This window comes from Brevibacillus antibioticus, assembly GCF_005217615.1.
Taxonomy (GTDB): Bacteria; Bacillota; Bacilli; order Brevibacillales; family Brevibacillaceae; genus Brevibacillus; species Brevibacillus antibioticus.
This window is the reverse complement of the sequence record NZ_SZNK01000001.1, coordinates 4,582,501-4,606,881: the sequence shown is the minus strand read 5'-3', so window position 1 is coordinate 4,606,881 and position 24,381 is coordinate 4,582,501. Positions and strand designations below refer to the sequence as shown.

General features: G+C 46.2%; 40 protein-coding genes and 1 pseudogene (1 of these 41 only partly in view). 38 read left to right on the top strand and 3 right to left on the bottom strand.

Translation table 11 applies throughout. The features are described 5' to 3' along the window. Positions 1–48 precede the first annotated feature (48 nt). From rpsS to rpsI (E8L90_RS22015), 31 genes are all read left to right on the top strand, one after another. Positions 49–330 (top strand): 30S ribosomal protein S19, encoded by a 282-nt coding sequence (rpsS, locus tag E8L90_RS22165; RefSeq protein WP_007716246.1) that lies wholly within the window; start codon positions 49–51, stop codon positions 328–330. A 29-nt stretch (positions 331–359) separates the two neighbouring features. Continuing rightward, positions 360–692, top strand: coding sequence for a 50S ribosomal protein L22 (gene rplV / locus E8L90_RS22160; protein WP_017247049.1), 333 nt, complete (start codon positions 360–362; stop codon positions 690–692). Positions 693–705: 13 nt separating this feature from the next. After that, positions 706–1,368: a 30S ribosomal protein S3 gene (rpsC, locus tag E8L90_RS22155; RefSeq protein WP_007716248.1), complete on the top strand. Its 663-nt coding sequence runs from the start codon at positions 706–708 to the stop codon at positions 1,366–1,368. 2 nt (positions 1,369–1,370) lie between these two features. Beyond that, complete coding sequence (rplP, locus tag E8L90_RS22150) at positions 1,371–1,805, top strand: 50S ribosomal protein L16 (RefSeq protein WP_007716249.1); 435 nt, start codon at positions 1,371–1,373, stop codon at positions 1,803–1,805. After that, the gene (gene rpmC / locus E8L90_RS22145; protein WP_007716250.1) at positions 1,795–1,992 is read left to right on the top strand and encodes a 50S ribosomal protein L29; all 198 of its coding nucleotides are present in this window, start codon (positions 1,795–1,797) and stop codon (positions 1,990–1,992) included. The genes rplP and rpmC overlap by 11 nt, the downstream gene beginning before the upstream one ends. A 22-nt stretch (positions 1,993–2,014) precedes the next feature. Next, complete coding sequence (gene rpsQ, locus E8L90_RS22140; protein WP_007716251.1) at positions 2,015–2,281, top strand: 30S ribosomal protein S17; 267 nt, start codon at positions 2,015–2,017, stop codon at positions 2,279–2,281. Positions 2,282–2,323: 42 nt separating this feature from the next. Then, complete coding sequence (rplN, locus tag E8L90_RS22135) at positions 2,324–2,692, top strand: 50S ribosomal protein L14 (protein ID WP_017247050.1); 369 nt, start codon at positions 2,324–2,326, stop codon at positions 2,690–2,692. A 49-nt stretch (positions 2,693–2,741) separates the two neighbouring features. After that, positions 2,742–3,056, top strand: coding sequence for a 50S ribosomal protein L24 (gene rplX, locus E8L90_RS22130; RefSeq protein ID WP_007716253.1), 315 nt, complete (start codon positions 2,742–2,744; stop codon positions 3,054–3,056). A 26-nt stretch (positions 3,057–3,082) separates the two neighbouring features. Beyond that, positions 3,083–3,625 carry a 50S ribosomal protein L5 gene (gene rplE / locus E8L90_RS22125; protein ID WP_137031395.1) on the top strand — a complete coding sequence of 181 codons (543 nt, stop codon included), beginning with the start codon at positions 3,083–3,085 and terminating at the stop codon, positions 3,623–3,625. A 25-nt stretch (positions 3,626–3,650) separates the two neighbouring features. After that, the gene (locus tag E8L90_RS22120; protein ID WP_005828830.1) at positions 3,651–3,836 is read left to right on the top strand and encodes a type Z 30S ribosomal protein S14; all 186 of its coding nucleotides are present in this window, start codon (positions 3,651–3,653) and stop codon (positions 3,834–3,836) included. A gap of 27 nt (positions 3,837–3,863) precedes the next feature. After that, complete coding sequence (rpsH, locus tag E8L90_RS22115; protein WP_012683992.1) at positions 3,864–4,262, top strand: 30S ribosomal protein S8; 399 nt, start codon at positions 3,864–3,866, stop codon at positions 4,260–4,262. 35 nt (positions 4,263–4,297) lie between these two features. Further along, complete coding sequence (gene rplF / locus E8L90_RS22110; RefSeq protein ID WP_137031394.1) at positions 4,298–4,834, top strand: 50S ribosomal protein L6; 537 nt, start codon at positions 4,298–4,300, stop codon at positions 4,832–4,834. A gap of 32 nt (positions 4,835–4,866) precedes the next feature. Beyond that, the gene (rplR, locus tag E8L90_RS22105; RefSeq protein ID WP_017247053.1) at positions 4,867–5,229 is read left to right on the top strand and encodes a 50S ribosomal protein L18; all 363 of its coding nucleotides are present in this window, start codon (positions 4,867–4,869) and stop codon (positions 5,227–5,229) included. An 18-nt stretch (positions 5,230–5,247) separates the two neighbouring features. Next, positions 5,248–5,745, top strand: a complete 498-nt coding sequence (rpsE, locus tag E8L90_RS22100; protein WP_007716268.1) for a 30S ribosomal protein S5 — start codon at positions 5,248–5,250, stop codon at positions 5,743–5,745. 16 nt (positions 5,746–5,761) lie between these two features. Continuing rightward, positions 5,762–5,947, top strand: coding sequence for a 50S ribosomal protein L30 (gene rpmD / locus E8L90_RS22095; RefSeq protein ID WP_007716270.1), 186 nt, complete (start codon positions 5,762–5,764; stop codon positions 5,945–5,947). A 33-nt stretch (positions 5,948–5,980) separates the two neighbouring features. After that, positions 5,981–6,421 carry a 50S ribosomal protein L15 gene (rplO, locus tag E8L90_RS22090; protein WP_007716272.1) on the top strand — a complete coding sequence of 147 codons (441 nt, stop codon included), beginning with the start codon at positions 5,981–5,983 and terminating at the stop codon, positions 6,419–6,421. After that, a complete protein-coding gene (secY, locus tag E8L90_RS22085; RefSeq protein WP_137031393.1) occupies positions 6,421–7,716 on the top strand; it encodes a preprotein translocase subunit SecY in 1,296 nt (431 codons plus the stop codon). The genes rplO and secY overlap by 1 nt, the downstream gene beginning before the upstream one ends. A 61-nt stretch (positions 7,717–7,777) precedes the next feature. Then, positions 7,778–8,422 (top strand): adenylate kinase, encoded by a 645-nt coding sequence (locus tag E8L90_RS22080; RefSeq protein WP_137031392.1) that lies wholly within the window; start codon positions 7,778–7,780, stop codon positions 8,420–8,422. A 6-nt stretch (positions 8,423–8,428) separates the two neighbouring features. After that, positions 8,429–9,175, top strand: coding sequence for a type I methionyl aminopeptidase (gene map, locus E8L90_RS22075; protein ID WP_137031391.1), 747 nt, complete (start codon positions 8,429–8,431; stop codon positions 9,173–9,175). 118 nt (positions 9,176–9,293) lie between these two features. Then, complete coding sequence (gene infA / locus E8L90_RS22070; RefSeq protein WP_003333772.1) at positions 9,294–9,512, top strand: translation initiation factor IF-1; 219 nt, start codon at positions 9,294–9,296, stop codon at positions 9,510–9,512. Positions 9,513–9,546: 34 nt separating this feature from the next. Then, the gene (gene rpmJ / locus E8L90_RS22065) at positions 9,547–9,660 is read left to right on the top strand and encodes a 50S ribosomal protein L36 (protein ID WP_003333770.1); all 114 of its coding nucleotides are present in this window, start codon (positions 9,547–9,549) and stop codon (positions 9,658–9,660) included. 21 nt (positions 9,661–9,681) lie between these two features. Beyond that, positions 9,682–10,050: a 30S ribosomal protein S13 gene (gene rpsM / locus E8L90_RS22060; protein ID WP_137031390.1), complete on the top strand. Its 369-nt coding sequence runs from the start codon at positions 9,682–9,684 to the stop codon at positions 10,048–10,050. A 16-nt stretch (positions 10,051–10,066) separates the two neighbouring features. Next, positions 10,067–10,468 carry a 30S ribosomal protein S11 gene (gene rpsK, locus E8L90_RS22055; protein WP_005828803.1) on the top strand — a complete coding sequence of 134 codons (402 nt, stop codon included), beginning with the start codon at positions 10,067–10,069 and terminating at the stop codon, positions 10,466–10,468. A 156-nt stretch (positions 10,469–10,624) separates the two neighbouring features. Next, positions 10,625–11,569, top strand: a complete 945-nt coding sequence (locus E8L90_RS22050) for a DNA-directed RNA polymerase subunit alpha (protein WP_005828801.1) — start codon at positions 10,625–10,627, stop codon at positions 11,567–11,569. Between the two features lie 56 nt (positions 11,570–11,625). Next, a complete protein-coding gene (gene rplQ / locus E8L90_RS22045; RefSeq protein WP_106841276.1) occupies positions 11,626–11,985 on the top strand; it encodes a 50S ribosomal protein L17 in 360 nt (119 codons plus the stop codon). Between the two features lie 167 nt (positions 11,986–12,152). Next, positions 12,153–13,004, top strand: a complete 852-nt coding sequence (locus E8L90_RS22040) for an energy-coupling factor transporter ATPase (protein WP_137031389.1) — start codon at positions 12,153–12,155, stop codon at positions 13,002–13,004. After that, positions 12,980–13,852: an energy-coupling factor transporter ATPase gene (locus E8L90_RS22035; RefSeq protein WP_137031388.1), complete on the top strand. Its 873-nt coding sequence runs from the start codon at positions 12,980–12,982 to the stop codon at positions 13,850–13,852. The genes E8L90_RS22040 and E8L90_RS22035 overlap by 25 nt, the downstream gene beginning before the upstream one ends. 2 nt (positions 13,853–13,854) lie before the next feature. After that, positions 13,855–14,652, top strand: a complete 798-nt coding sequence (locus E8L90_RS22030; RefSeq protein WP_137031387.1) for an energy-coupling factor transporter transmembrane component T family protein — start codon at positions 13,855–13,857, stop codon at positions 14,650–14,652. Then, positions 14,649–15,383 (top strand): tRNA pseudouridine(38-40) synthase TruA, encoded by a 735-nt coding sequence (truA, locus tag E8L90_RS22025; protein WP_137031386.1) that lies wholly within the window; start codon positions 14,649–14,651, stop codon positions 15,381–15,383. The genes E8L90_RS22030 and truA overlap by 4 nt, the downstream gene beginning before the upstream one ends. A gap of 255 nt (positions 15,384–15,638) precedes the next feature. Continuing rightward, on the top strand, positions 15,639–16,076 hold the full coding sequence (gene rplM, locus E8L90_RS22020) for a 50S ribosomal protein L13 (RefSeq protein WP_012684005.1): 438 nt from the start codon (positions 15,639–15,641) through the stop codon (positions 16,074–16,076). A gap of 20 nt (positions 16,077–16,096) precedes the next feature. After that, positions 16,097–16,489: a 30S ribosomal protein S9 gene (gene rpsI, locus E8L90_RS22015; protein WP_064202916.1), complete on the top strand. Its 393-nt coding sequence runs from the start codon at positions 16,097–16,099 to the stop codon at positions 16,487–16,489. 104 nt (positions 16,490–16,593) lie between these two features. On the opposite strand, the gene E8L90_RS22010 is transcribed toward rpsI (E8L90_RS22015), so the two are convergent. Beyond that, entirely contained in the window at positions 16,594–17,445 is an 852-nt protein-coding gene (locus tag E8L90_RS22010) for a tyrosine-type recombinase/integrase (RefSeq protein ID WP_425267134.1), read from the bottom strand. Positions 17,446–17,452: 7 nt separating this feature from the next. Here E8L90_RS22010 and E8L90_RS22005 point away from each other — a divergent pair, with 7 nt between their 5' ends. Together E8L90_RS22005 and E8L90_RS22000 are read left to right on the top strand one after the other, a co-directional pair. Then, positions 17,453–17,698, top strand: coding sequence for a hypothetical protein (locus E8L90_RS22005; protein ID WP_162309113.1), 246 nt, complete (start codon positions 17,453–17,455; stop codon positions 17,696–17,698). Positions 17,699–18,172: 474 nt separating this feature from the next. Next, on the top strand, positions 18,173–18,757 hold the full coding sequence (locus tag E8L90_RS22000; RefSeq protein WP_162309112.1) for a YiiX/YebB-like N1pC/P60 family cysteine hydrolase: 585 nt from the start codon (positions 18,173–18,175) through the stop codon (positions 18,755–18,757). Between the two features lie 348 nt (positions 18,758–19,105). On the opposite strand, the gene E8L90_RS21995 is transcribed toward E8L90_RS22000, so the two are convergent. Next, positions 19,106–20,356, bottom strand: coding sequence for a helix-turn-helix domain-containing protein (locus E8L90_RS21995; RefSeq protein ID WP_137031382.1), 1,251 nt, complete (start codon positions 20,354–20,356; stop codon positions 19,106–19,108). Between the two features lie 186 nt (positions 20,357–20,542). Between E8L90_RS21995 and E8L90_RS21990 the strand changes: the two genes are divergently transcribed. The 4 genes and pseudogenes from E8L90_RS21990 to E8L90_RS21975 all read left to right on the top strand — a co-directional run bounded on the left by E8L90_RS21990 (position 20,543) and on the right by E8L90_RS21975 (position 23,406). After that, on the top strand, positions 20,543–21,127 hold the full coding sequence (locus E8L90_RS21990; RefSeq protein ID WP_137031381.1) for a hypothetical protein: 585 nt from the start codon (positions 20,543–20,545) through the stop codon (positions 21,125–21,127). 142 nt (positions 21,128–21,269) lie between these two features. After that, positions 21,270–21,341 (top strand): annotated as a pseudogene (gene rpsI, locus E8L90_RS21985) (30S ribosomal protein S9); the annotation flags it as partial. Between the two features lie 124 nt (positions 21,342–21,465). Further along, positions 21,466–22,182, top strand: coding sequence for an N-acetylmuramoyl-L-alanine amidase CwlD (cwlD, locus tag E8L90_RS21980; RefSeq protein ID WP_137031380.1), 717 nt, complete (start codon positions 21,466–21,468; stop codon positions 22,180–22,182). 111 nt (positions 22,183–22,293) lie between these two features. Continuing rightward, positions 22,294–23,406, top strand: a complete 1,113-nt coding sequence (locus E8L90_RS21975; RefSeq protein WP_137031379.1) for a P-loop NTPase — start codon at positions 22,294–22,296, stop codon at positions 23,404–23,406. 52 nt (positions 23,407–23,458) lie between these two features. Here the strand turns inward: E8L90_RS21975 and gerD are convergent, their stop codons facing one another. Beyond that, positions 23,459–24,100, bottom strand: a complete 642-nt coding sequence (gene gerD / locus E8L90_RS21970) for a spore germination lipoprotein GerD (RefSeq protein ID WP_137031378.1) — start codon at positions 24,098–24,100, stop codon at positions 23,459–23,461. A gap of 125 nt (positions 24,101–24,225) precedes the next feature. On the opposite strand from gerD, the gene E8L90_RS21965 reads away from it, so the two are divergent. Continuing rightward, a protein-coding gene (locus E8L90_RS21965; RefSeq protein ID WP_137031377.1) for a KinB-signaling pathway activation protein crosses the window boundary here: on the top strand, positions 24,226–24,381 show its 5' portion. 432 nt of this gene lie beyond the right edge of the window; 156 of the gene's 588 nt are visible here — the first part of the coding sequence; its start codon is at positions 24,226–24,228; its stop codon lies off the right edge, out of view.

The window sequence follows — 24,381 nt, the reverse complement described above, 5'->3', positions numbered from 1 at the left end:
GTAGGCTGATACTATAACCGAACGCCTTTGGCGAAGGGAGGTTCACTAATGGGACGTAGCTTAAAAAAGGGTCCTTTCGTGGATGACCACTTGATGAAAAAAGTTGACGAGCAAAATGAAAAGAACGAGAAACGCGTGATCAAAACATGGTCTCGCCGTTCCACCATCTTCCCTGATTTCGTAGGACACACGTTTGCAGTTTACGATGGCCGTAAACATGTACCTGTATACGTATCGGAAGACATGGTTGGTCATAAATTGGGTGAATTCGCACCAACTCGTACCTTCAAGGGTCACGTCGACAACGACAAGAAGTCCAAGAAGCGCTAATTTTCTCTTGACAGAGAGGAGGTACAAAGATGGAAGCAAAAGCAGTTGCTCGGAATATTCGCATCGCGTCTCGTAAAGTCCGCCTGGTGGTTGACTTGATCAGAGGCAAGCAAGTAGGTGAAGCTTTGGCGATCTTGAAACACACGCCAAAGGCAGCTTCTCCAGTTGTTGAAAAGCTCCTGAAGTCGGCTATTGCAAACGCTGAGCACAACTATGAGCTGGATCCAAATAGCTTGGTAGTTGGCAAAATCTTCGTAGACCAAGGTCCTACGTTGAAGCGTTTCCGTCCGCGCGCTATGGGTCGCGCTAGCCGCATCCATAAACGCACGAGCCACATCACAGTGGTACTAAACGAGAAATAAGGAGGGATTACGTGTGGGTCAAAAGGTAAGCCCGGTAGGTCTTCGGATCGGTGTCATTCGTGACTGGGAGTCCAAATGGTACGCTGACAAGGACTTCGCAACTCTGTTGCACGAAGACTTGAAAATCCGTAAGTATGTAAAAGGGCGTCTGAAGGATGCTGCTGTATCCACGATCGAAATCGAACGCGCAGCTAATCGCGTGAACGTTACGATTCACACCGCTAAGCCTGGTATGGTAATTGGTAAAGGTGGTTCAGAGGTTGAAACTCTGCGCAAAACTTTGACCGAACTGACTGGCAAACGCGTTCATATCAACATCAACGAAGTAAAACGTCCGGATCTGGATGCTACTCTGGTAGCTGAAAATATTGCACGCCAATTGGAAAACCGCATTTCTTTCCGCCGTGCGCAAAAGCAATCGATTACTCGTTCGCTGCGCTCTGGTGCTAAAGGTATCAAAACCTTGGTAAGCGGTCGTCTTGGCGGCGCGGACATCGCACGTTCTGAAGGTTACAGCGAAGGTACTGTTCCGCTTCACACATTGCGCGCTGACATCGACTACGGTACTGCTGAAGCACATACCACTTATGGTCGCATCGGTGTTAAAGTGTGGATCTATCGTGGAGAAGTCCTTCCAGCGAGAAAGAACGTCGCTACTGAGGAAGGAGGCAAGTAATCATGTTGACGCCAAAACGCGTGAAACACCGTAAACAACACCGCGGGAAAATGGCAGGTAACGCAAAAGGCGGTACCACTGTTGCGTTCGGTGAATACGGATTGCAAGCAATGGAACCATCTTGGGTAACCAACCGTCAAATCGAGGCTGCCCGTATTGCAATGACCCGTTACATTAAACGTGGTGGTAAAGTCTGGATTAAAATTTTCCCTGACAAACCAGTTACACAAAAACCGCTCGAAGTACGGATGGGTTCCGGTAAAGGTTCTCCTGAGAAATGGGTAGCGGTAGTGAAGCCAGGCAAGATCATGTTTGAACTTGCTGGTGTTCCTGAAGAAGTCGCTCGCGAAGCTATGCGTCTGGCTATGCACAAACTGCCTATCAAGTGCAAGTTCGTGAAGCGTGAAGAAGTGGGTGGTGACGCACATGAAGGCTAATGAGTACCGTAATTTGACCACTGCCGAGCTCGAACAAAACGTTACTTCTTTGAAAGAAGAGTTGTTCAACCTTCGTTTCCAGTTGGCTACGGGTCAACTCGAAACCACATCTCGCATCAAACAAGTGCGTAAGGATATTGCTCGTGCGAAAACCGTCCTGCGCCAGAGAGAATTGGGAATCGGCTAATTATAGGAAGGAGGTTTGAACGATGACCGCAGATCGCAATATGCGTCGAACCGTTGTAGGTCGCGTCGTTTCCGACAAGATGGATAAAACCATTGTTGTTCTTGTTGAAACTTACAAGACACACCCATTGTACGGTAAACGCATGAAATTCTCCAAAAAGTTCAAGGCTCACGATGAGAACAACGCAGCAAAAGTTGGCGACATCGTAGAAATCATGGAAACTCGTCCATTGTCTAAAGACAAGCGTTTCCGTATGGTACGCATCGTTGAAGAGGCAGTAATCGTATAAGTCAGATTTTCGGATAGATAAATCCGAAAGGAGGAACAGTAAATGATCCAAACTCAAACGAGATTGGCTGTTGCTGACAACTCCGGTGCTAAGGAACTCATGTGCATCAAGGTTCTGGGTGGTTCCGGTCGCAAAACGGCGAACATCGGGGATGTTATCGTGTGCTCCGTAAAATCCGCTACACCCGGCGGCGTTGTCAAGAAAGGTCAAGTAGTTAAAGCGGTTGTAGTACGCACTGCAAGTGGCGTTCGTCGTAACGATGGTTCTTACATCAAGTTCGATGAGAATGCAGCTGTAGTTATCAAAGACGATCAATCCCCTCGTGGTACTCGTATCTTTGGACCTGTGGCTCGTGAGCTCCGCGATAAGGATTTCATGAAGATCATCTCTCTGGCTCCAGAGGTTATCTAATTGAACGGCAAAACTCAGGCAGTTTGTTCGATAGGAGGTGCACCAAGCGATGCACGTTAAAAAAGGCGACACTGTTATCGTAAATGCGGGCAAAGATAAAGGCAAAAAAGGTCGCGTTCTCGCTGCTTATCCAAAGAAAGAACGCGTTCTGGTTGAAGGTATCAACCTCGTGAAGAAACACAGCCGTCCGTCCCAAGCTAACCCGCAAGGTGGCATTGTGACTCAAGAAGCAGCTATTCACGTATCCAACGTATCTTTGATCGATCCGAAGTCCGGAAAAGCTACTCGCATCGGTTACAAAGTTTTGGATAACGGCAAGAAAGTTCGGTACGCGAAAAAGTCTGGCGAAGTACTCGACAAGTAGTCAGGTTGGAAAGGAGGATATCCTAGATGGCAACAAGATTGAAAGAAAAGTATACGAGCGAAATCGTGCCTGGTTTGATGAGCAAGTTCAACTACACTTCCATCATGCAAGTGCCGAAAGTAGAAAAGATCATCATCAATATGGGTGTTGGCGAAGCGGTAGCTAACGCTAAGTCCTTGGATACTGCAATTGAAGACCTGCAAATCATCGCTGGTCAAAAGCCTGTATTAACAAAGGCTAAGAAATCCATCGCGGGTTTCAAATTGCGTGAAGGTATGCCGATCGGTGCAAAGGTTACTCTGCGCGGCGAGCGTATGTACCACTTCCTCGACAAATTGATGAACGTATCTCTCCCGCGTGTTCGTGACTTCCGTGGAATTTCTTCCAAGGCTTTTGACGGTCGCGGTAACTATACACTTGGTCTGAAGGAACAACTGATCTTCCCTGAGATCGAGTACGATAAAATTGATAAAGTTCGTGGTATGGACATCGTTATTGTTACTTCCGCGAAAACGGATGAGGAAGCTCGTGAGTTGCTGACTCAAATGGGTATGCCATTCCGTAAATAAAACCCACTCGTAAGGAGGGAAGAATGTGGCAAAGAAATCAATGATCATCAAGCAACAGCGGCAGCCGAAGTTTGCAGTACGCGCGTACACTCGTTGCGAGCGTTGCGGACGTCCTCACTCCGTATTGCGCAAATTCAAACTCTGCCGTATTTGCTTCCGTGAACTTGCTTATAAAGGTCAAATTCCAGGCGTGAAAAAAGCAAGCTGGTAATTTGAAACGGGAAGGAGGTTTTCTCTCATGGTTATGACTGATCCAATCGCAGATATGTTGACACGAATTCGTAACGCCAACATGGTTCGCCACGAGAAAGTGGAAATCCCGGCGTCCACCATCAAGAAGGAAATCGCGCGCATTCTGAAAGAAGAAGGCTTTATCCGCGATGCGGAGTTTGTTGAAGACAACAAACAAGGAATCATCCGCGTATTCCTGAAATATGGTGCAGGCAACGAGCGTGTCATCACAGGTCTGAAACGTATCTCCAAGCCAGGACTTCGTGTTTATGCAAAGAACAATGAAGTACCTAAGGTTTTGGGTGGTCTCGGTTGCGCGATCATCTCTACATCCACTGGTGTAATGACTGACAAGCAAGCTCGTCAAGCACACGTTGGTGGAGAGGTTCTCGCATACATTTGGTAATTAACAGATTGTAAATAGCACAGGAGGTGCACCACATGTCTCGTGTCGGTAGAAAACCGATCGTGGTCCCTGCAGGCGTTACCCTCACTCTGAACGGTACTGAGCTGACGGTAAAAGGCCCTAAGGGTCAACTCGTTCGTAGCTTCCATGAAGATATCAAAATCAACATCGCTGAAAACGAAGTAGTTGTTGAGCGTCCAAGCGATAACAAACTTCACCGTTCCCTGCATGGTACGACTCGTGCGCTGGTATCCAACATGGTAACTGGCGTATCTGAAGGCTTCACTCGTACCTTGGAACTGGTCGGTGTAGGTTACCGTGCTGCCAAAACTGGCAACGGCGTTACTCTCTCTCTTGGTTTCTCCCACCCAGTGGAAGTTACTCCAGAAGAGGGTATCGAAATCGACGTACCTAACCAAACGACTCTGATTGTTAAAGGTATTAACAAAGAGCGTGTAGGCCAAATTGCTGCTGAGATTCGTTCCCTGCGCAAACCTGAGCCATACAAAGGTAAAGGTATCAAGTACAGCAATGAAGTGGTTCGTCGTAAAGAAGGTAAAAAAGGTAAATAAGCTTCTAGCTTCATGAGAAAGGAGGCCGCTTAATGTTTACGAAAGCTGATAAAAACAAAGCTCGGAAAAAACGTCATCTGCGAATCCGCAAACGCGTGATTGGTTCTACCATTCGCCCGCGTCTGAACGTATTCCGTTCTTCTAAGCACATCTACGCTCAATTGATCGACGATGCAACTGGCGTAACACTGGTATCTGCATCTTCTTTGGATAAAGAGCTGGGCCTGAATAATGGCGCTAACGTGGAAGCTGCTACAGCTGTTGGCACACTGATCGCTAAGCGTGCACAAGAAAAAGGTGCGACTGAAGTGATTTTTGACCGCGGTGGTTACATCTATCATGGACGTATTAAAGCACTGGCAGAAGCAGCTCGTGAAGCTGGTCTGCAATTCTAACAACAAGGAGGGTAAGGAATGCGTATCGACCCTAGCAAATTAGAGCTCGAAGAAAAAGTAGTCGCAGTTAACCGTGTAGCAAAAACGGTTAAAGGTGGACGTCGTATGAGCTTCAGCGCCTTGGTTGTTGTGGGAGACCGTAACGGCCACGTAGGTGCTGGTATGGGTAAAGCTCAAGAAGTTCCAGACGCCATTCGCAAAGCGATTGACGATGCTAAGAAAAAATTGATCCGTGTACCGATGAGAGGAACAACTGTTCCGCACCAAGTACTGTGCCAATTTGGCGCTGGTAAGGTTCTCATCAAGCCTGCTGCCCCTGGTACAGGTGTTATCGCTGGTGGACCTGTTCGTGCCGTACTCGAACTGGCTGGTGTAGGCGATATTTTGAGTAAGTCTCTTGGTTCCAACAATCCTATCAACATGGTCAACGCTACGCTGGAAGGCCTCGGCCGTCTGAAAACAGCGGAAGATGTCGCGAAATTGCGCGGTAAGACTGTTGACGAGTTGTTGGGTTAATAAGGAGGGAATGAACATGGCAAAATTGCAAATCACCCTCAAACGCAGCTTGATTGGTCGCACTGTTGACCAACAAGACACTGTAAAAGCTCTGGGTCTTCGCAAAATCAACTCCACTGTAGTGAAGGAAGATAACGCTGCAATCCGTGGAATGGTTTTCAAAGTGAAGCACTTGGTTGAAGTGAAAGAAGTAGAAGCTTAATTGAACATCTCAATTAGTTAGGAGGTGCAACGTATGAAATTGCATGAACTGCAACCTGCAGAAGGATCCCGTCACACTCGTAAGCGCATCGGTCGCGGTATTGGTAGCGGTACTGGCAAAACTGCTGGTAAAGGTCACAAAGGTCAAAACGCTCGTTCTGGTGGCGGTGTTCGCCCTGGTTTCGAGGGTGGTCAAAACCCATTGTACCGTCGTCTGCCTAAGCGTGGTTTCACTAACATCAGCCGCAAAGAATTTGCGATTGTTAGCTTGGACGCGCTGAACCGTTTTGAAGAGGGCACTGTAGTAACACCTGAGCTGTTGAAAGAAACTGGTGTTATCAGCGCGCTGCGCGACGGTGTTAAGGTTCTTGCTAACGGTGAACTGACTGTGAAGCTGACTGTAAAAGCTCACAAGTTCTCCGGAGCTGCTGCTGAGAAGATCGCACAAGTCGGTGGAACAACCGAGGTGATCTAATGTTAGCGTCCTTAACTAACATTTTCAAAATTAGCGACCTTCGTCGCAAGATCCTTTTTACGCTCATGATGCTGGTTGTATTCCGGATCGGAAGCTTTGTGCCAGTTCCTAACGTAAATGTCGAGTTGCTTCAGGAGAATACAAACCAACTTTTGGGCTTGTTGAACACCTTCTCAGGTGGAGCACTGCATAACTTCTCGGTATTTGCCATGAGTATCTATCCGTACATTACGGCATCGATTATCATGCAGCTGATGTCCATGGATGTTGTGCCTAAGCTTACGCAATGGTCGCGTGAAGGGGAAGTTGGCCGTCGCAAGATTGCCACCGTTACCCGTTACGCTACAATTATCCTTGGGTTGATTCAGTCTGTAGGGATGACAATTGGATTCAACAATATGGCGCCAGGCTTGCTAAAGGATACTTCTATTGGCAGCTATGCACTCATTGCGTTGACACTGACGGCTGGGACCGCATTCTTGATGTGGATGGGGGAACAGATTACGGAGAAGGGGATTGGTAACGGAATTTCGATCCTGATCGTTTCCGGGATTGTCGCTAATATTCCGCAAGGGATTACGACGATTTACACAACTCAGTTTGCTGACCCATCTCAAAACGTATTCTTCAGCATCGTCAAAGTTTTGATCATTCTGTTGGTAATCCTCGCAATCATTGTCGGGGTTATCTTTATGCAGCAAGGTATTCGCAAGATTCCAGTGCAATATGCGAAACGAGTGGTTGGACGTAAAATGTACGGTGGTCAATCTACCCACATTCCGCTGAAAATCAACTCTGCTGGTGTTATTCCTGTTATCTTTGCGGTATCGCTCGTAATGTTCCCTTCAACAATTGCGCAGTTCTGGGTGGATGCATCTGGACAAGGTTTTGCTAACTGGATTTATCACAACTTCCAAGTAAGTCAACCATTAGGAATGTCGCTTTACGCTGTCTTGATTCTCGGTTTCACCTATTTCTACACATTCGTACAGATCAACCCTGTACAAATGGCAGAAAACATGAGGAAAAATGGTGGTTACATTCCTGGTATCCGACCTGGTAAAAACACTGAGGTATTCATTACTCGTACATTAAACCGGTTAACATTGGCGGGCGCTTTGTTCCTGATGGCAATTGCCATTTTGCCATTCTTCTTCAGTAGTATTGCAAACTTGCCGCAATCCATTTTCATCGGCGGTACATCGCTGTTGATCGTGATTGGGGTATGCTTGGATACAATGAAGCAGATTGAAAGTCAAATGATCAAACGCCACTACCAAGGGTTTATCAAGTAATGACTTAGATGTTTAGAGAAAAGCTTCTGTAGCTTTTCCTCATGGGACGGAGGGAATGGACGTGAATATAATTCTGATGGGACTGCCTGGAGCCGGTAAAGGGACACAGGCAGAACGTATCGTAAAAGAGTTTGACATCCCGCACATTTCGACTGGCGACATGTTCCGAGCTGCGGTCAAAAACGAAACGCCGCTCGGACTAGAGGCTAAATCCTACATGGATAAAGGTCATCTCGTCCCAGACGAGGTCGTCATTGGTATTGTGCGAGAGCGCCTTTCGATGGAAGACTGCGCAAAGGGTTTCCTATTAGATGGTTTTCCCCGCACAGTTCCTCAGGCGGAAGCGTTGACAGCTACAGTAAAAGAGCTGGGACGCGAAATTGACCATGTAATTAACATCAACGTTCAACGCGAGCAATTGATTGAACGTCTGACCGGTCGCTGGATCTGCCCTGTTTGCGGTGCTAGCTATCACACGATGTTCAATCCTCCAAAAGAGGCTGGCGTATGTGATAAAGATGGTGGTAAGCTGTATCAGCGTGAAGACGACAAGATCGAAGTGGTAACACAACGCCTTGACGTAAATATCGCTCAAACACAGCCACTTATCGACTACTACTCCGCACAGGAACTTCTGCGAGATATCGATGGAGAACAAGATATCCAGGTAGTGTTTGCGGAAATTAAGTCTTTGTTGCGAGGGTAATTGCGAATGATCATCCTAAAGTCGAAAGCAGAACTTGAGGTTATGCGCGAAGCTGGTCGTATCGTCGCACTCACCCATCAAGAACTGGCCAAGGCGATCAAGCCTGGTGTCACGACGAAGCAGCTAGACGAAATTGCCGAGACCTTTATTCGAAGCATGGGAGCAATTCCATCGTTTAAAGGCTATGGTGGCTTTCCAGGAAGTATCTGTGCTTCAGTCAATGAAGAACTCGTACACGGGATCCCAGGTAAACGGGCGTTACAAGAAGGAGACATTATCAGTATCGACATTGGTGCCCAGTTTCAGGGTTACCATGGCGACTCCGCTTGGACGTATCCGGTCGGTATGATTTCAACAGAAAACCAGAAGCTGCTCAGAGTAACGGAAGAGTCGTTGTACAAGGGGCTTGAAAAAGCTGTTCCGGGTGGACGTTTATCCGATATCTCTCATGCGATTCAGGTTCATGCAGAAGCTGCCGATTTCACACTCGTTCGCGAGTATGTGGGGCATGGGATCGGGCAAAACTTGCACGAAGATCCACAGGTTCCTAACTACGGCCCTCCTGATCGAGGACCGCGGTTAAAACCAGGCATGGTGTTGGCTATTGAGCCAATGGTAAATGCCGGCGAGCGTTATGTCCGCACATTGGAGGACAATTGGACGGTAGTAACAGTGGATCGGAAAACTTGTGCTCATTTTGAACACACCATCGCGATTACGGAAGATGGCTATGAGATTTTTACACGGACATAAAAACGGTAGTTCCGAATGGTTCGGGATTGTCGTCCAACGTGTCGACGATAAGTTCGTTGTGTGATCATTTCGCAAAACTCATGGTCCGACTGAAGAGCAGAAGAAAGGAGAGTTTACCATGGCAAAAGATGATGTAATTGAGGTGGAAGGTACGGTAATCGAACCTTTGCCAAATGCTATGTTTCGAGTAGAATTAGAGAATGGACATAAAGTCCTTGCTCACGTCTCTGGAAAAATCCGTATGCACTTTATCCGTATCCTGCCGGGGGATAAAGTAACTGTTGAACTGTCGCCGTACGACTTAACCCGCGGACGTATTACGTACCGCTATAAATAGTAAGCAAAACCCCTAGAAAAGGGAGGCAAGAACCATGAAAGTGAGACCTTCGGTTAAACCGATCTGCGAGAAATGTAAGGTTATCCGTCGCAAAGGTAACGTAATGGTTATTTGTGAAAATCCGAAGCATAAGCAAAAACAAGGGTAAACAAGGAGGTGCTTTTGACACATGGCACGTATTGCAGGCGTAGACTTGCCGCGCGAAAAACGCGTTGAAGTTGCTCTTACCTATATTTTTGGTATTGGCCGCCCCACGTCTCAAAAAATTCTGTCCTCTACTGGCGTAGACATGAACACTCGTGTTCGCGATTTGACAGAAGACGAAGTAAACAAACTTCGTGAGTACATCGACAAAACTGTGAAGGTGGAAGGTGACCTCCGTCGTGAGATCTCCCTCAACATCAAGCGTCTGATGGAAATCGGTTGCTTCCGTGGCATCCGTCATCGTCGTGGACTTCCAGTTCGCGGTCAACGTTCTAAAACAAATGCTCGTACGCGTAAAGGTCCACGCCGTACAGTAGCAAACAAGAAGAAGTAAAGGAGGGTAATCTGACATGGCGAAAAGAAAACAAGCTACAGCAACTCGTACCCGTCGTCGTGACCGTAAGAATGTTGAAGTCGGCGTAGCACACATTCGTTCTACTTTCAACAATACGATCGTCACTATCACGGATCCACACGGTAACGCGATCTCTTGGTCCAGTGCTGGTTCCCTCGGCTTCAAAGGCTCCCGTAAAAGCACTCCATTTGCTGCGCAAATGGCTGCTGAAGCGGCTGCACGCGTTGCAATGGAACACGGCATGCGTTCCCTTGAAGTATCAGTAAAAGGCCCAGGTGCTGGTCGTGAAGCTGCGATCCGTTCCCTGCAAGCTACTGGTCTTGAAGTGAACATGATTAAAGACGTGACGCCAATTCCGCATAACGGTTGCCGTCCACCAAAACGTCGCCGCGTGTAACTGGTTTATATCGTTCAGAACATGTCCATACTAGAATGGTAAATTCTGATTTATAGCTTGTCATGCACGCAAACGGTAAACCGCCGGGGAAATTCCTGAGTGGGCACGTATGCGGCCCACCCCAGGATTTCGACGTTTTGAAGGAGGGTTTGTTTAATGATAGAAATAGAAAAACCAAAAATCGAGGTTGTGGAAGTTAGCGACGACAACTCGTATGGAAAGTTTGTTGTAGAACCTCTAGAGCGCGGATACGGAACTACCCTTGGCAACTCGCTGAGACGAATTCTTCTTTCGTCCTTGCCAGGCGCGGCAGTTCGTACTGTTCAAATCGATGGGGTTCTTCACGAATTCTCCACGGTTGAAGGCGTCGTTGAAGATGTAACCGAGATCATCCTGAACATCAAAGGCTTGGCGCTGAAGATCCATTCCGATGAAGAAAAAGTAATCGAGATCGATGCAGAAGGCGAAGGCGTTGTCAAAGCGGGAGATATCCGTGCTGACAGTGATGTGGAGGTCTTAAACCCTGATCTTCATATTGCAACGTTGGCCAATGGCGGTCGTCTGCATATCCGCATGACAGCTGGACGTGGTCGTGGTTATGTTCAATCTGACGGAAACAAATCTGAGGATCTGCCTATTGGTGTGATTCCGATTGATTCCATCTACACGCCGATCAAGCGCGTTAACTATCAAGTGGAAAATACCCGTGTAGGGCAAATGACCAACTATGACAAGTTAACACTTGAGGTTTGGACTAACGGTAGCATCAGTCCGGAAGAAGCCGTGAGTCTCGGCGCAAAAATCATGACGGAGCACCTGAACCTGTTCGTCGGTCTGACTGACGAGGCGAAGGATGCAGAAATCATGGTAGAGAAGGAAGAGGACAAGAAAGAGAAAGTCTTGGAGATGACTATCGAAGAGCTCGATCTTTCCGTTCGTTCCTACAACTGCTTGAAGCGTGCCGGTATTAATACCGTGCAAGAGCTGACGCAGAAGACCGAAGAGGACATGATGAAAGTACGCAATCTGGGGCGCAAATCTCTTGAAGAAGTTCAAGAAAAGTTAGCTGAACTGGGCCTGTCCCTGCGCAGCGACGATTAGAATAGCAAACCAAGAAGCAAACTTTTGTTCTCTCGATTAAGAGGGAGGTAAACCACATGGCACAACGTAAATTGGGTCGTCGTAGCTCAGCTCGTAAAGCGCTGTTCCGCGACTTGGTAACAGACCTGATCATCAACGAGCGCATCGAAACTACAGAGATGAAGGCGAAAGAACTGCGCCCAATCGCTGAAAAAATCATCACGCTCGCGAAACGTGGCGATCTGCATGCTCGCCGTCAAGTTGCTGCTTTCGTTCGCAAAGAAGTTGCGAATGCTGAAGGCCGTGATGCTGTTCAAAAACTGTTCGATGAAATCGCTCCTCGCTTCAAAGAGCGCAACGGTGGATACACTCGTATCCTGAAAACCGGCCCTCGCCGTGGCGACGCTGCTCCAATGGCGTACATCGAATTCGTTTAATAAATGTAAACTGGTCGTTTACTCAGGTTTTAAGCCGGGTAGATTACCGCGAAAAGGGTGGGGGCAGATCTGGTCATAGGCTGGACTCTGATTCAACCCTTTTTTCTTTCTCATCGAAATACTGCTAGTCAGTTCCCTGTGAAGGCTGGGGAGGTTGTGAATACCTCATGAATGAAGATAACCTGCTGGCATTGCGAGATGTTTCTTATACCTACGATGGTGAGGATGGCCAACGGGTTCCGGTATTACAAGGTGTTGACTTTACCATTCAAAAAGGTTCCTTTGTATCCGTACTGGGTCACAACGGTTCCGGCAAATCAACGATGGCAAAGCTGATGAATGCTCTATTGCTTCCAGAGGGTGGCACAGTGCTTATCAGCGGAATGGATACGAAAGATGGAGAGCTGCTTTGGGAAATCCGACGACATGTTGGCATGGTCTTTCAGAACCCGGACAATCAGATTGTTGGGGCTACAGTGGAAGATGATGTCGCCTTTGGCCTAGAAAACATGGGTGTGGACCCCAAAGAGATGCGAGTTCGAATTGATGAGGCCCTCGTTTCTGTTGGGATGGATTCTTATTTACAGGCACAACCACATCGTCTGTCTGGGGGTCAAAAGCAACGAGTGGCGATCGCAGGGATTATGGCGATGCGTCCTTCTGTCATCATCTTGGATGAAGCGACAGCGATGCTTGATCCACAAGGGAGAATGGAAGTGCTGAATCTGGCTCGTCAACTGAACCGTGATGAGGGACTCACGATCATTAACATTACCCATTTTCCGGAAGAAGCCATCTATTCGGATAAGGTCATCGTCATGAATGCTGGTGAAGTCCTGATGGAAGGTAAGCCGAGTGAAGTGTTTAATGAAGTAGATCGTTTGAAACAGGTGGGACTGGATGTGCCATTTGCCGTTCGACTGCGACATGCGCTTCATTCTAAAGGGATTGATTTACCGTTTGTCCTGCATCAAGAGGAGCTGGTGGAGCACGTATGCAAATTACTTTTGACCAAGTAAGCCATATCTACGCAAAGGGAACACCGTTCGAACGAGTTGCCTTACACAATATTTCGTTGACGATTCCATCCGGTTCGTTTGTCGGAATTATTGGCCACACGGGCTCAGGTAAGTCAACGCTGATTCAGCACTTGAACGGGTTGCTGATGCCTAGTACAGGGCAAATTACCCTGGGTGATGCGGTCATTACTCCAAAGCGCCGATTACCCCATGCTCAAAGGCGCGATATTGGGCTCGTCTTTCAATATCCCGAACATCAGTTGTTTGAAGAAACGGTTGCGAAGGATGTTGCTTTTGGACCGCTCAATTTTGACTTGCCAACGGAAATGGTGGAAGCACGCGTAAAGGAGTCCCTTGAAATTGTCGGCCTGGATTATGCCACGATCAAGGATCGCTCGCCGTTTCATTTGAGTGGCGGGCAAATGCGACGTGTTGCTTTGGCTGGTGTTCTTGCCATGCAGCCGAAGGTTCTGGTATTGGATGAACCAACAGCGGGTCTTGATCCTGCGGGACGAGTAACGATTCTGGAAGGGATCTACCGGATTCATCGGGAACAAAACCTTACGACACTATTGGTCACGCACAGCATGGAAGAGGCAGCCCGCTATGCAGACTATTTGCTTGTGATGGCACAAGGTCAAGTAGCTTTGCAGGGGAAGCCAGAGGAAGTATTCATGCATGTGAATCGTCTCCGAGAGCTGTCTTTGGATGTACCGGAAACGGTGGCTCTCGTATCGCAAATGAATCAAATGCTGCCGGACAAGGCTAGTCTGCCGAGCTCCCTTTATCGGGAGGAAGAGCTGATTGCCCATCTGCTGGAACGACTGTCCGTACCAAAGGAGGGCTAGGCATGCTGCAGAATATCGCAATTGGTCAATACGTACCAGGGCAATCTTTTTTACATCGTGTAGATCCGCGAAGCAAGCTTCTCTTCATCATTCTTTTTGCTACCTTGATTTTTCTGGCTAACAATACGGTTACTTACGCCATACTCGTTGGTTTTACCTTGTATGCTGCATTTCTTTCTAGGCTTTCATTGTCCTATATATTAAAAAGCTTAAAGCCTGTCTGGATCCTGATTTTGTTTACCGTTGTCTTGCATATTTTTATTACAAAAGGCGGGACGGTCTACTTTCAGTGGGGATGGTTTACAGTAGAAGAACAGGGAGTTCGCCAAGCGATCTTCATTTCTTTGCGCTTGGGACTTTTGATTCTCATTAGCTCCTTGCTCACACTGACAACCTCTCCAATCGATTTAACAGAAGGGTTGGAGCGATTACTAGGACCACTAGGGAAGATCGGCATACCGGTTCATGATATAGCCCTGATGATGTCCATTGCACTCCGTTTCATTCCGACCCTGATGGAAGAAACGGATAAAATCATCAAGGCGCAGACCGCCAGAGGGGCCAATTTCACCAGTGGAAGTCTCGTACGCAGAGCCAAGAACCTGATTCCGATCGCTATCCCATTGTTCGTTAGTGCGTTTCGACGCGCTGAAGAGCTGGCTTTGGCGATGGAAGCGCGTGGCTATCGCGGGGGAGTGGGGAGAACGCGGCTGAATAAGCTGACGTTCACATGGCGTGATGGAGTCGTAGCTGTTGTGAGTGTGATCTTGGTAATCGTGATTGGATGGTGGCGCACATGAAGCGACTGCGATGTGTATTGGCATATGACGGAACTGACTTCAGCGGTTTTCAGGTACAGCCAGATCAAGTAACGGTCCAGGGTGAAATTGAAGCCGCATTGAATCGGGTTACCGGAGAGGATATCCAAGTCTCTGGTTCAGGCCGGACAGATGCGGGTGTTCATGCGCGCGGTCAAGTAATTCACTTTGACACGTCTAGTAACATTCCGATGGATAAATGGCGGTTTGTGTTGAACAATCAGTTGCCTGATTCTATTGTCATTCGGACAGTAGAAGAGGTCGATGCTTCTTTTCATGCGCGTTTTGACGTGCAAGTAAAAGAATATCGATATTGTATCAACAACAATCCAGTGGCAGATGTTTTTCGACATCGTTACGCCGACCATGTCCGGTTTCCGTTAGATGTGGACGCGATGCAGCAGGCTGCTCATTATTTGGTGGGTGAACATGATTTTACTTCCTTTTGCTCGGCAAAGACATACGTCGAGGACAAGGTCCGGACTGTGTACGGGCTCACCGTGGAAAAAATCGGAGACGAGGTATGGGTGACATGCCGAGGCAACGGTTTTTTGTACAACATGGTTCGAATTATTGTGGGAACTTTGGTTGAAGTTGGGCAAGGAAAAAGAAGCCCTACTGAACTGAGGGAAATCCTCGCCGCATGTGATCGGGAAAAGGCAGGTAAGACTGCGCCAGCCAAGGGTCTGACCATGTGGGAAGTCGTCTACTAGTTCTCAGATTTCCAACTATTAGACGAACGAGCAGCACTTGACTATGGAGCGTCTATGTAGTACGATATTCCTTGGTATTTTAACCCCGCCTAGCCCCACTCTAGCCCCGGGATTGAAAGACAAGATCGTGTTTACATGGAACACCTGGAAGAGTTGCTCACCCGTAACAGCAATTATCTTCCATTGCAAGTTTCGGTTGTTTTTGGTTATAAGTAGATGGATATGTGTTAGGTAAGATATTTAGGAGGGACAAAAATGCGTACCACATATATGGCGAAACCGCTCGAAGTTGAGCGCAAATGGTACATCGTTGACGCTGAAGGCCAAACGCTGGGTCGTCTGGCGAGCGAAGTAGCTTCTATCCTGCGCGGAAAACTGAAACCAGAATTCACTCCTCACGTTGACGCTGGCGATTTCGTAATCGTAATCAACGCTGACAAAGTGAAATTGACTGGTAACAAACTGAATGACAAAATTTACTACACTCACTCCCTGTATCCAGGTGGTTTGAAAAAAACCACTGCTGGCGCAATGCTGAATAAGCGACCAGATCGTATGTTCGAACTGGCGGTAAAAGGCATGCTGCCTAAAAACAGCCTGGGACGTCAAATGTTCACCAAGCTGAAAGTATACGCTGGAACTGAGCATCCGCACGCAGCACAAAAACCAGAAGTTTGGCAAATTCGCGGTTAAGGTAAAGGGAGGAAATATACGTGGCACAAGTACAATACTACGGTACAGGTCGTCGTAAGCACTCCGTAGCACGCGTTCGCCTGGTTCCAGGTGAAGGTCGCATCGTGATCAACAAGCGTGAAATGGATTCTTACTTTGGTTTGGAAACACTGAAATTGATCGTAAAACAACCACTCGTTCTGACTGAAACTCTTGGTCGTTACGATGTATTGGTTAACGTAAACGGCGGCGGAACCACTGGTCAAGCTGGTGCAATCCGTCACGGCGTTGCTCGCGCTCTGCTGAAAGCAGATCCGGAACTGCGCGGCGCTCTGAAACGCGCTGGCTTCCTGACTCGCGACCCTCGTATGAAAGAGCGTAAGAAATACGGCTTGAAAGCAGCTCGTCGCGCACCTCAATTCTCCAAGCGCTAAGAAGCTTGCTATATCAAGGATTATCGCCCTTGGCCTTCATTGGTCAGGGGCTTTAATTTTTCCCCCGAATGAGCCGTGACCATATTTTGACCATATTTGTATGGTCATAGCTCCATGAACTTCTCAAATCGGGATGCAGTTTGCTCTTTGACCGTTCGGGTAACGTGGGTGTAGATGTTCATCGTCATTTTGATATCGGAATGACCGAGACGCTCCTGAACTTCCTTGATGCTGGCACCAGCTTCAAATAAAAGGGAGGCGTGAGTGTGGCGTAAGCCGTGGACTGTAATTGGATGAAGATTGTTTGATTTGGTAATCTCATCTAATTTGTCATTTGGATATGCGAGTCGTAGCGGGGACCCATCTTCACGAGTAAAAACCATTTCATTATCTTTTGAATGGAGATGCACAACCGAAGCTCCAGATTGCCCTGTACGGTATTTTTTGAGTAACCCTGCCGTTGTGTCATCCATGCTGATAAAACGTCTAGAAGCGGCTGTTTTGGACGTCAGAGATACATACTTTCCTTTTTCATAGAACAAAGTTTTGTTGAAATGAATGGTTTTGGCTTTAAAATCGATGTCGCTCCAGCGCAAGGCTAGAACTTCCCCTTTACGTCCGCCAGTGTAAATTAGCAGATGGAACATTATAAAATCCCGCATTGTACACTCGCGCTTCGTAATATCTAAAAATTCTTTGATCTCGCCTTTCTCCCAGTAATTACGTTCGGGTTCATCTGTGCTTACGATAAACTCCTCGTCCTTCTTCGGAATGATCACTCCTTTTAACGGATTGTTTACAAGGATTTCTTTTGATATCGCGTACTCAAATATTTGATTCGCATACATTTTCATGTTGTCGACCGATTTAATTTCTTCAGCAACCTTATTAATCACATCTTGGCAATAAGCTCTACTGATGTCCTTCATTTTTAATTTTCTAAAGTGGGGGAGAATGCGTTTGTTGAATTTGGATAGTACAGCTTTTCGAGTGCTGGGTTTATATGTTCTTGAAATCGTCGACAGTACACAGTATGACTACGCTATAACTGTAAAATGGTTCGTGCCGACGAAGGGCGAGCTTGGTACGTTGGAAGAAGCGTGGGGAATAGTGCGTGAGATTGATGCAGTACGCAAACGATTCAAACTGGTGAGCGACTGGGCAGCAGATTGGATCAATGTAAAGGACCTCGTGAGTGTAGTGAAGTAATTGCAAATAAATGAGCATTTTAAAAAACAAAGGAGGCATGTTGTTTGGACATGTCCCCTTTGTTTTTTAATTATTTTGATGCCGTTTTTTTCCGAATTTTATAGCTAAGTCAATCAATAGTCCAAACAAGAAGTAAATAATGATATGCAGTAAATACCCAGTAGGAAGAATGGTACTATCAGCATCCTGATGTACTTCTATTATCCAATGTCTGAACGGTTCAATATAAACGATGTAATTAAGGATTGGATTCGTTATCGAAAGCAAGATGTGTTTTCCATCATTCCCTAAAAAATCCAAAAGACTAATTAAAATACTTAATAAAGTTAGAGATATACTGAACTTTTTAAGCAAAGTCATTATGTTCACTCTCCTAAATTGTCATTGCTAAATATTATTATATACTAAATATATTGAAAACAATGCCACTTTATGGTAAAAAGAGATAAAATACTATTTCAGGGAGAGGTGTATGTGTTTTCCAGAAAGAGTTCAAGTATCCTGCTTCTCTTTATTATGATCTTCACTTTATGTACATCAGTTAGTTTTGCGGCTGAAGTGAAACCGCTAGCCGATGATCCAGGTGTTTATTACCCTGACACACATACTAAAGCAAAGCCAGGTGATATGTTAGTTTCTAACGCTACCTCTTCGAAAGGATTGACAGGACATGCTGCAATTGTAACTGACAATTTAACTGTCGTGCATATAGGAGGAGTCGGTCAGCATCCTGAAGAGATATCCCTTTCCAGATTTTTTAAACGCTATGATAATAGCGTGAAAGTAATTCGATATACCAGTAGTCGAGATGCAAAAAAAGCTGGGGAATGGGCTAGAACATATGCTAAGGAATATTCAGATGCAGATTACAGTTTAGCAGTTAAATTAAGCGGATTTGACTACACCTATTGCTCAAAAATAGTTTGGCAAGCCTATTACTACGGAGCAGACGTTAATTTAGGTAATAAAAGACCGAATAGCACAACGATATTCGAACCTTACGGTATTTTAGATCTTGACGACACTACTGAAGTTGAGGAAACCGGGGACTGGAGATAATTTACTGACAAACAACACTAAATCAATTATATTCTCGGTGGCTTATTAACCAAGAAAACCCGTCCCTGCCTTGAGGAAACGGGTTTTCTTGGTTAATAAGCGTTTCGGAGTTACACAAACGTATGCAGGGTGACTCGAGAAGTCTCAGTGTTTCGCTTTCTCTTGGGATTAATGAAAAGAAAGAAGAGAGGGGATTTCCCCCTCTCTACGCAATGTTTACCAATCAGGTTCAACTCGATAAGGCCCATACTTCGGATCACACGCTTCCGATATTACAGGCGAGGAAAAGAACACCACAAGAGCAAAAACCAAAAGTAGCTTCTGCATTAAACTCTCCTCCTTCTATTGTTACAAAATATTATCACATATGTTTTCTATTAACTCCATGTTTTCAAAGGACAGATTTTTACTGTTAGTTCGATGATGGCGTAGGAACAGTCGTATGCCTTCAATAACCTCTGTAGATATTCCTATGTGCTTGTAATACTTGATGCTTTCGATCAGGCTATGAAATCCTGGATCATATCTCTCTATTGAGATTAAGCACAACGCCTTACGTCTGTAGTATTGGGCCAGTGTCTTAATTCGGTACGGATGCTGCGGCATTTTCTCTGGCAGAAACTGATCCTCCGTTTCGATCAATAGCATGAGATCGTCTGTCTTTCCAGCCTCCAAATACGATTCCATGAGGTCGACCACGATGGATATACGCCCTTCTCTGTCAGTCTCATTTAAGCAGATGTTGAACAAATTGATTGCGTCCTCGTGCTGCCCTTTTTTCGCAAGGAGAGTAGCGCGAAAATGGTTTTTTCGAAAATCAGCGTATTCGCTGTTTTCATACTCTTTTAGGTAGATGTCAGCTACATGGAAGTCCCCAAAGTAAATACACGAGTTGAATAGGGAGATATATGCAGATGCTTTAGGTCTGTTATCTGACCGATCTTCCCGTAAACCGAGCCTACATAAATCGATACTTTCGTCGTGCAAGTCGAGTATGTTGGCGTGAACACCCATTTTATAATAGTAATCGATTCGATCTTCTACATAGAGATGCTCGACATAGAGAAGCAGTTCTTTCCCACGTCGATACGTTTCCTCGAAACGAGAGAAGTCGTCACGCTCAATCAAATACCTTTCATACAAGGCGTTTGCTAGATATGAGGGTATTCCCCTGCTTCTTGCGAAACTAATAATCGTTTCGCATAAGATGCGTTTTATTCGTTTGTTCTCTGTATCTCTGGCTGTACTGGCGATATGATCTAACGCTCTAAACGTATCAATCTTTGGTGACTCTAAATAACGCGTAGCAACTTTAGCGACAAGAGCTTCCCATCCTTCGTTGATAACCTCTGCAAGGACGAGCTCTAATGTCTTAGGATTATGTGTAGTGTCCACAAATGCGTTTATGATGATGCTGGGTGCTATATCGATGGCTTCCGCTATCTTTCTCCAAGTGGCATAGCTGGGCCGTTTAGTCTCTCCTGTTTCAATTAACGATATGGTACTTTTACTGACTCCTGACAATTCCGAAAGGTCTGCTAGTGTTAGATTGCGTCGACTACGATGACTGCTAATGAGTTCACCTAATGAAAGCGACACCTCATTAAGCCCCCTTTTTTCCCAAATTTTGTATTTAATTTCACTTTATCACAAAAAAAATTGGATGGGTAAACATTTTTCCAGTAAATGAAAAAACTTTTGCTAGGTTCTTTCGTATATTCTTGTTCAATGTAAGGTTTTGGATTATTGTGAGGGCGAAACATACAACTAGGGAGGAATTTACCAGTGAAAAGAACGTCAATTCTTGTATTGTCATTAGGCATCGTATTAAGTGGCTGCGGTACAACGCCAGACAGTAATGCGCCAGCTCCAGCAACTACAACTACCTCATCTGCTCCAGCTTCTGAACAGAAAACTATGTCAGCCGAGGAAGTGAGTAGATTTAAGGAGTACGCTCCAAACTTAAAGGGTGGGCCATTTATTACCGAGGCCGAGATTGTTAACCAAAACGAAGCGGTAATCACCTATGCAGACTTTGCAACTTTGAAAAAGACTAAACCTGAAACCGGAATGATAGAAGCAGATGCAAAGAACTATTGGGAGTCTGGAGACGCGATCAACAAAACCTTGATGGAAGAGCCGATCCGACTGCTAAAGGAGTTCCCTGAACTGCAAAAGGTGAAGGTAACTCTTAATCATGGAAAAAAATATACCACTGAGGTTGATAGAGCTACTATCGAGGATTATTTGAAGGTAAACCTTGCTGAAACTAAAACTGATAAAGACAAGTGGCGGAATGAACTCGTAAACAAGTTTTTCACCAAAGAAGAACGCGCAAAATACATTGAAAAATTTGTGAAGGCGGAGTAAACAGGAAAGCCCTAGAACATAATCTCTAGGACTCTCGTCGTGACCATATTTTGACCATATTTCTATCAGAAAGTATCTTAAGTAAACGGAATCTAAGTTGTAAATCTTCCTATTAATATGCGGAAACCTTAACGAATCGAAACCAACAATGAAAGAGCGTAAGAAATACGGCTTGAAAGCAGCTCGTCGCGCACCTCAATTCTCCAAGCGCTAATTGCTGTTCGATACAACCCCTTGTCTGTTCGCAGGCAGGGGGTTTTTCCTTTTCACAAACGGGTATATTTGTCCATGTTTGTCCATAAGATGGAACGAGAATGGGACAAAGGGGACGATAAACTGTGACACGAAAAGGAGTAGGCTGGATATTAGCTTTCGCGGTGCTTATGCTGTTGTTCACCTACGAAGCGCCTGATCGTTCTTCCTGGCAGGCATGGTCGCTGCCACTGACGGGAACGGTCATAGCTATTGACCCTGGGCATGGGGGAATAGACGGCGGTGCCGTTTCCAAAGCCGGGGATGTAGTTGAGAAAGAAGTGACTTTGGCCATTAGCATGTACTTACGGGATTTCCTTCAGCAGTCAGGAGCGTTTGTAGTTATGACGAGGGAGGAAGACAAGGATTTGGCGAGTCCAGATGCGGCGCAGGCTCGCAAACGAAAATCTGAGGATATTCGAAACCGAGTAAGGCTGGTCAATGATAGTACACCGGATTTTTTGGTCAGTATACACGTTAATTCCATCCCTTCTCCGAAATGGTCGGGAGCACAGACTTTTTATTCCCCTAGCTTCAAAAAGAGCGCAGAAGTTTCTTATTTGATACAAGATGAAATCAAGCGGGTGATCGGTCATACAGATCGGGTTCCGAGTAAGACGAACAATGTGTTCTTGATTCGGGAGGTTAACTGCCCGGCCGTTTTGGTAGAGGTAGGCTTTGTCAGCAATACAGAGGAGGCAAAGCGACTTCAGAGCGTTGAATACCAAAAGGCAATGGCGAATGCCATTTATCAGGGGATCTTACGTCAGTATTCAGGAGAAAAAGCGCCAATTACACCTTAAGAGGGCGGTGGTCGTGTTCCGACCGCCCGAATATGCTATAATGAACGCGCATAAGCTGTCGTTATACCAGCATGGAAATGTTTGAAAAGATCATAGATGAGGTGAACCAGAATGTTGACCAGAGAACAGGTTCTCGAAGCACTACGCGATGTAAAAGACCCTGAAATTAATCGTAGCTTGGTCGAGCTCAACATGATTCGGGATATCCATATTGAAGGCAAGACAGTAAGTCTCACGGTCGTTCTGACGATTTCGGGCTGTCCGCTCAAAGCCAAGATCGAGGACGATGTCGTTGCAGCTGTGAAAGCGCTGGGAGCCGAAGAAGTACGCCTGCAATTCGGTTCGATGACGGACGAGGAACGTGCGGCTCTGTCTGCCCAGCTTCGCAAGAACCAAGGTGGGCAAACACATAACATGACACCCGGACAAGCTCCCCTTTTGAACCCGATCTTGGCGAAGGATTCGAATACGACCTTTATCGCGGTTACTTCCGGAAAAGGTGGCGTCGGAAAATCGACGGTAACAGTGAACCTGGCCGTTGCGCTCGCGCGTTTAGGAAAAAAAGTGGGCATTATCGACGCAGACATTTACGGCTTTAGTGTGCCCGATATGATGAATATTGAACAACGACCAACCGTGATTGGTGAAACGATTTTGCCTGTTGAAAAGCAAAACGTAAAGGTTATGTCCATGGGCTTTTTTGTGGAAGACAACTCTCCGATCATTTGGCGTGGCCCTATGTTGGGGAAAATGCTGCGTAACTTTTTCACGGAAGTACACTGGGGCGAAGGATTGGACTACCTCTTGCTGGACTTGCCTCCAGGAACGGGAGATATGGCCCTCGACGTACACACCATGATTCCGCAAAGTATGGAGATTGTGGTAACCACTCCTCATGCTACTGCGGCGTTTGTTGCAGCTCGTGCAGGCGCTATGGCAAAGCGAACTGGTCATGAAATCCTCGGTATTGTGGAAAACATGGCGTGGTACGAAGCAAAGGATGGTTCCAAAGAATACGTATTCGGGCGTGGTGGAGGAGCTAAACTTGCCGAGACCTTGGCATGTGAGCTGCTCGCTCAAATTCCGCTGGGACAACCGGATAATCATCCATCTGAACCTGATTATTCTCCATCCATCTATGGAGAAAAGACGGACATTGGTCAGCTTTACATCGATATGGCCAAACGTGTGATAGAAAAATGCGGGGAAGCCGTCAAACAATAGTTACCAAGAAGATGAAAAAGGTGGGCTCTGCAATAGAGCTCACCTTTGCGTTTTAAGAAGAGCTACCGCCGCCTCCGCCGGAACCTCCACCCTTACCTTCTTTTCCCTTTCCTTTTTTCTTCGACTTCAGTTCCTTTGGTTTTGTCATGTCCTCGGATACTTTGGTCATGATCTTCATGAGTTCAGCCTGGAACAAAGGACTTTGCAAGGATTCCTTCATCACTTGCATGGTTTGCTGTCGATAAGCAGAGCTTTTCATCAGGTCCATCAAATTTTTCTCAAACTCAGGGTCTTTCATTACGCTTATGAGCTCTTTTTGATATTCAGGATCCTTCATCAGGTCCTTCATTAGCGTTTTTTGTTCATTTTTCATGGATTTCGCCATGGCGCTTGCGAATTTCGGGTCTTTAAATGCTTCTTTGATGTGCGTACTATTGGGATTCGTCATGCTTTGAATCAAGGTTGTCCGCACCGTTGACTCGTCAAGCATCAGGCTTTGCTTGAACTTTTCATCCTTCATCATCTTGCTAACAGATTGCTTCGCTTCGTCCGTCTGTAATATGTCCAGCACCATGTCTTTGACGCTTTTATAATCAGGCTGAGACGAACTTTGCGCTTGTCCGCCACCCCCGCAACTGGTTAGCACCAGACAGACAAGAGCGGTTAACCAAAAAGACATCGTCTTTTTTCTCATGGGGTGGACACCTCCTTCTTTACTCTGCCTACAAGTAACGTGTGCATTTTGTTTTGTTCTTACGCTAGTATTTTCTTGTATCCATTGGTACAATCATATTCGATGTGGATGGGAGGGAATAATTGGTGAGTTTGCGTAAGTATGGCTGGCTTTTTATTACCACGCTTTTGCTTGGGGGATTAGGTGGGATCCTGGTTGCCCTTATTTTTGATTGGGACAAGCTGTTCATGGGTAGCACCGGTAACTTGTTTGTCGGCTTGTTCATGTATCTACTGTATGGA

Bases quoted from the DNA above. Each gene is read 5' to 3' on its own strand.
- rpsS (WP_007716246.1), top strand. From the start codon at position 49: ATGGGACGTAGCTTAAAAAAGGGTCCTTTCGTGGATGACCACTTGATG.
- rplV (WP_017247049.1), top strand. From the start codon at position 360: ATGGAAGCAAAAGCAGTTGCTCGGAATATTCGCATCGCGTCTCGTAAA.
- rplP (WP_007716249.1), top strand. From the start codon at position 1,371: ATGTTGACGCCAAAACGCGTGAAACACCGTAAACAACACCGCGGGAAA.
- rpmC (WP_007716250.1), top strand. From the start codon at position 1,795: ATGAAGGCTAATGAGTACCGTAATTTGACCACTGCCGAGCTCGAACAA.
- rpsQ (WP_007716251.1), top strand. From the start codon at position 2,015: ATGACCGCAGATCGCAATATGCGTCGAACCGTTGTAGGTCGCGTCGTT.
- rplN (WP_017247050.1), top strand. From the start codon at position 2,324: ATGATCCAAACTCAAACGAGATTGGCTGTTGCTGACAACTCCGGTGCT.
- rplX (WP_007716253.1), top strand. From the start codon at position 2,742: ATGCACGTTAAAAAAGGCGACACTGTTATCGTAAATGCGGGCAAAGAT.
- rplE (WP_137031395.1), top strand. From the start codon at position 3,083: ATGGCAACAAGATTGAAAGAAAAGTATACGAGCGAAATCGTGCCTGGT.
- rpsH (WP_012683992.1), top strand. From the start codon at position 3,864: ATGGTTATGACTGATCCAATCGCAGATATGTTGACACGAATTCGTAAC.
- rplF (WP_137031394.1), top strand. From the start codon at position 4,298: ATGTCTCGTGTCGGTAGAAAACCGATCGTGGTCCCTGCAGGCGTTACC.
- rplR (WP_017247053.1), top strand. From the start codon at position 4,867: ATGTTTACGAAAGCTGATAAAAACAAAGCTCGGAAAAAACGTCATCTG.
- rpsE (WP_007716268.1), top strand. From the start codon at position 5,248: ATGCGTATCGACCCTAGCAAATTAGAGCTCGAAGAAAAAGTAGTCGCA.
- rpmD (WP_007716270.1), top strand. From the start codon at position 5,762: ATGGCAAAATTGCAAATCACCCTCAAACGCAGCTTGATTGGTCGCACT.
- rplO (WP_007716272.1), top strand. From the start codon at position 5,981: ATGAAATTGCATGAACTGCAACCTGCAGAAGGATCCCGTCACACTCGT.
- secY (WP_137031393.1), top strand. From the start codon at position 6,421: ATGTTAGCGTCCTTAACTAACATTTTCAAAATTAGCGACCTTCGTCGC.
- map (WP_137031391.1), top strand. From the start codon at position 8,429: ATGATCATCCTAAAGTCGAAAGCAGAACTTGAGGTTATGCGCGAAGCT.
- infA (WP_003333772.1), top strand. From the start codon at position 9,294: ATGGCAAAAGATGATGTAATTGAGGTGGAAGGTACGGTAATCGAACCT.
- rpmJ (WP_003333770.1), top strand. From the start codon at position 9,547: ATGAAAGTGAGACCTTCGGTTAAACCGATCTGCGAGAAATGTAAGGTT.
- rpsM (WP_137031390.1), top strand. From the start codon at position 9,682: ATGGCACGTATTGCAGGCGTAGACTTGCCGCGCGAAAAACGCGTTGAA.
- rpsK (WP_005828803.1), top strand. From the start codon at position 10,067: ATGGCGAAAAGAAAACAAGCTACAGCAACTCGTACCCGTCGTCGTGAC.
- E8L90_RS22050 (WP_005828801.1), top strand. From the start codon at position 10,625: ATGATAGAAATAGAAAAACCAAAAATCGAGGTTGTGGAAGTTAGCGAC.
- rplQ (WP_106841276.1), top strand. From the start codon at position 11,626: ATGGCACAACGTAAATTGGGTCGTCGTAGCTCAGCTCGTAAAGCGCTG.
- E8L90_RS22040 (WP_137031389.1), top strand. From the start codon at position 12,153: ATGAATGAAGATAACCTGCTGGCATTGCGAGATGTTTCTTATACCTAC.
- E8L90_RS22035 (WP_137031388.1), top strand. From the start codon at position 12,980: ATGCAAATTACTTTTGACCAAGTAAGCCATATCTACGCAAAGGGAACA.
- E8L90_RS22030 (WP_137031387.1), top strand. From the start codon at position 13,855: ATGCTGCAGAATATCGCAATTGGTCAATACGTACCAGGGCAATCTTTT.
- truA (WP_137031386.1), top strand. From the start codon at position 14,649: ATGAAGCGACTGCGATGTGTATTGGCATATGACGGAACTGACTTCAGC.
- rplM (WP_012684005.1), top strand. From the start codon at position 15,639: ATGCGTACCACATATATGGCGAAACCGCTCGAAGTTGAGCGCAAATGG.
- E8L90_RS21975 (WP_137031379.1), top strand. From the start codon at position 22,294: ATGTTGACCAGAGAACAGGTTCTCGAAGCACTACGCGATGTAAAAGAC.
- gerD (WP_137031378.1), bottom strand. From the start codon at position 24,100: ATGAGAAAAAAGACGATGTCTTTTTGGTTAACCGCTCTTGTCTGTCTG.